Origin of the sequence: Aeromonas sp. ZOR0002 (genome assembly GCF_963866995.1) — a bacterium.
In the GTDB taxonomy this organism is placed as follows: Bacteria; Pseudomonadota; Gammaproteobacteria; order Enterobacterales; family Aeromonadaceae; genus Aeromonas; species Aeromonas caviae.
Genome location: NZ_CAWMFQ010000039.1, coordinates 1 through 2,695 on the forward strand (window position 1 = coordinate 1; position 2,695 = coordinate 2,695).

At 56.8% G+C, this 2,695-nt stretch carries 4 protein-coding genes; 2 read left to right on the forward strand and 2 right to left on the reverse strand.

Translation table 11 applies throughout. The features are described 5' to 3' along the window. Window positions 1-94 precede the first annotated feature (94 nt). Entirely contained in the window at window positions 95-529 is a 435-nt protein-coding gene (locus AACR77_RS02940; RefSeq protein WP_042879676.1) for a DMT family transporter, read from the forward strand. Between the two features lie 276 nt (window positions 530-805). On the opposite strand, the gene AACR77_RS02945 is transcribed toward AACR77_RS02940, so the two are convergent. After that, a complete protein-coding gene (locus AACR77_RS02945; RefSeq protein ID WP_005302916.1) occupies window positions 806-1,048 on the reverse strand; it encodes a DUF3297 family protein in 243 nt (80 codons plus the stop codon). Window positions 1,049-1,189: 141 nt separating this feature from the next. On the opposite strand from AACR77_RS02945, the gene AACR77_RS02950 reads away from it, so the two are divergent. Next, window positions 1,190-1,732, forward strand: a complete 543-nt coding sequence (locus AACR77_RS02950) for a metal-dependent hydrolase (RefSeq protein WP_042879678.1) — start codon at window positions 1,190-1,192, stop codon at window positions 1,730-1,732. A 484-nt stretch (window positions 1,733-2,216) separates the two neighbouring features. On the opposite strand, the gene AACR77_RS02955 is transcribed toward AACR77_RS02950, so the two are convergent. After that, window positions 2,217-2,695 (reverse strand): hypothetical protein (locus AACR77_RS02955; RefSeq protein ID WP_231563134.1); only part of this gene is annotated, 479 nt, incomplete at its 5' end.

Here is a 2,695-nt window from a genome sequence, read left to right on the forward strand (position 1 = left end):
CTGGCTCGCCGCCGCCCCTCGGGGAAGGACGCGCTCGCCGCCCTGCTGGTGCTGGCCGGCGCCCTGCTTATCGTGCTGCATTAGGAGAGACACTATGACCCTATTGATCCTGCTTGGACTGCTGAACGGCGTGGCGGTGAGCCTGTCGCGCACCCTCAATGGCTGCCTCGCCAGCGCCCGGGGCGCCATGACGGCGTCGCTGGCCAACCACCTGCTCGGCTTCGGGCTGCTCGGCGCCCTGCTCATCCTCAAAGGGGCACCCTGGGAGCGGCTCGCCGGGCTCGATCCCTGGCTGCTGCTCGGCGGGGTGCTGGGGGCGCTGTTCGTCGCCATCAGCAGTTGGGCCATCGGCCGGATCGGCGCCCTGGCCTGCGCCCTGCTCATCGTCACGGGCCAGCTGGCGGGGGGCGCCCTGCTCGATGCCCTGGCCGGGCGGCTGGCCGCGAGCGATCTGCTCGGCATTCTGCTGGTGCTGGCGGGTGCCGCGCTGCAACGCTGGCAGGCCGGCAAGCCGCGCTCCCGAGGATGAGCAGTGATGGCGTGGCGACACCTGAGAGGCGGGTGACAAACGCGCCGCCCTTGCCTGGATGCAAAAGGCCGCCCGCCAGCCAGATCAGGGCCCTGGCGAAAGGGAAAAGGCGAAAGAAAGGGAGGGAAAGGAAGAAACAGGAAGGTAAAAGAGAACAGAGAAAGAGAGGCCGCCTGTAATCCAGGGCCGCCCCCAAAAGCAGAACACCGGCGCTAGGCCGGTGTTCTGAAATAACAGGGTCGCGCCCCTGCTCTGGGCGTCGCGGTCATACGCAGCTTAGGCGTAGAAGGCCTCGACGGTGCCCTTGACGGTGATCAGCATGGGGTTGCCATAGCGATCCTTGGCCTTGGGGGAGGGGATCTTCACCCAACCTTCGCTGATGCAGTACTCCTCGACATTGGTGCGCTCCTTGCCGTTCACGCGAATGCCGATCTCGTGCTGGAAGCACTCTGCCACATGGTGCGGGCTGCGCGGGTTGGCCGCCAGACGGTCGGGCAGTGCAGGTTTGTTGTCGCTCATTTTATAGACCTGAGTGTGATAAAAAGTGGGTCATTGTAGGCAATGCCCGCCATGGGCTCAAGGCTGGTGGCACGCAACTTCACCTTCACTTCATCGAGAGGGGATAAGGTAGGCTCACGTTTTCAGTTGGAGCTTCACCCTATGCCCACCATAGTCACCCACGCCGCCGTACCCCTCTGCCTTGGTCTCGGGCTTGGCAGCCGGATTATCCCGCCACGTCTACTGCTGGCCGGTGTCGCCATCGCCATGCTGCCCGATGCCGATGTGCTCGCCTTCAAACTGGGGGTTGCCTACGGCCATGTCTTTGGCCACCGCGGCTTTACCCACTCATTGCTGTTTGCCTTTGCCTTGCCCACGCTGGCCATGCTGTTTCACCGCAAATTTCGGGCGAGCGCCGCCACCGTCTGGTCGTTTCTGCTGGTCTCTCTGCTCTCCCACAGCCTGCTCGATTCCCTCACTACCGGCGGCAAGGGAGTGGGCTGGCTTTGGCCGTGGCGTGACGAACGATTTTTTGCCCCCTGGCAGGTGATCCGGGTTGCCCCCTTCAAGCTGGAGGCTTATCTCACCGCCCGAGGCGAAGCGGTGATCCTCTCCGAGCTCTACTGGGTCTGGCTGCCGGGGGTTGTATTGATGCTGGGGTTGATGGGGTGGCGGGAATTGGACAGGGTGCCTAAGGGATGCTGAGACTTGCTGCCAGGTGATGAAGATAGTCATAACTGTGCCACTGGGCGGCACAGAGAGCGAGCAGGGCTGATGCCCCCAAGGCACCTCGATCCCGGTTCTGGAGTAATATCCACAGGGCATGCAGTATGCAGAGACCCAAGCTCACCAGATATATGAGAGCTAACGCCACTTCAATCAAATCTGAGATACCGTAGGGATCATTCGGATTGTGATAAAGCTGTTCATAGCCAAAGGCGCGAAATCCGAGTCTGATCAGAAACAGGGAAAAGCTGAGGGTGGCCAATCGTCTTGTTTTTCGGCGGATTTCTGTGATGCAACGTCTCAAATCTTCCAACGTTAACGTTTGGGGCAGAGCTGGGATACCCATATTTTTGAATGTTGGATATGCTACACCTTGCTCAGAAAGTGGGTGTCCCAGATTTGAAATTTACGTTTTGTCAAGAAAAATGGGGGTTTAAAATTTAGAGCCCTGATTTTTGTTGCTTTAATTCAGTGGTTTTGCAATAGAATTGCTTGGCGCATAAGAACGAATAACGTTATTTTCGCCACTGCTGTATGGAGAATTTTTATAGTCTGAGTGCTTTTTAACTTGAGTAAAGTTGGTTCCTCTGAGTTCGAGTGCTGACCAGCACTCCTGAGCCCCAGCACCATTACAGTAGCTACCGTGTAGAGCAAGTATTAGTTGTTCTCTACCATTTGGTTTCTTCCATGTATGTTCTTGAACTGCAAGTTCACTGTCAAAGGCTATATCCCATTGACCATTTTGTGCTTTAATAAATATGACTAATGGCGTGCCTGCACTACCTCCCAGATAACAATTTTCATCGTCCTTTTGTGCTGCGCCAATATCTAATACGATAATATCATTACCATCGACCATTCTATGGTAGAGAAGTTTTGAATCGTCGATGGGTTGGTTTGGATGTATGGAGATTGTATTCACCTGACAGTTGCCCACAAAAG